1 protein-coding gene is annotated in these 609 nt (G+C 30.5%); it reads left to right on the top strand.

What is annotated here, in order from left to right; all coding sequences use genetic code 11:
- The coding region (locus F0000_RS27545) for a site-specific integrase (RefSeq protein ID WP_149627891.1) at nt 1-591 on the top strand (591 nt) is incomplete at its 5' end.
- Nucleotides 592-609: the final 18 nt, after the last annotated feature.

The raw sequence follows: 609 nt of genomic DNA, 5'->3' as shown, positions 1-609 counted from the left end.
CACAACCTTTTAGAAGCTGATGAACTCGAAGATTTATATTATAGTTATGAGACTGAAAAGTTTAATAAATACACCAATCAGTTTACCAAATACGCAGCAAAACGTAATAAAATTATCGTTGGATTAATAGTTTATCAAGGTTTAAATGCTACAAATCTTAAAAGTCTAAGTTTAGAAGATATACAACTTAAAAAAGGTAAAATATATGTTCCTGCAACCCGAAGAAATAATGCCAGAGAAATAGAGTTAAAACCGTGGCAAATCATTGATTTTATGGAATATCTTGACGAAATCAGACCACAAATAGCTAAAAAGAACGATTTACACAATCAAGAATTATTAATCCCACAAAATCACTTCAATGATCTGTTACGAATAGGAATCTTAAAAAGGTTAAAAAAGATCAATCATAAAGTCATTAATGTAAATCAATTACGGGCATCTGTAATCTGTAATTGGTTAGGTCAACATAATATACGTAAAGTTCAATACTTAGCAGGACATAAACATATTAGTTCTACAGAATCCTACAAGCAGAATAATCTTGAAAGCTTACACGAAGCTATCAACCAGTTCCATCCATTACACTAAATAACCAAGTGAGTCGCT

Origin of the sequence: Aquimarina sp. RZ0 (assembly GCF_008370685.1) — a bacterium.
Lineage (GTDB): Bacteria > Bacteroidota > Bacteroidia > Flavobacteriales > Flavobacteriaceae > Aquimarina.
The sequence above is the reverse complement of the archived record's forward strand: the minus strand, read 5'-3'. Positions and strand labels throughout refer to the sequence as shown.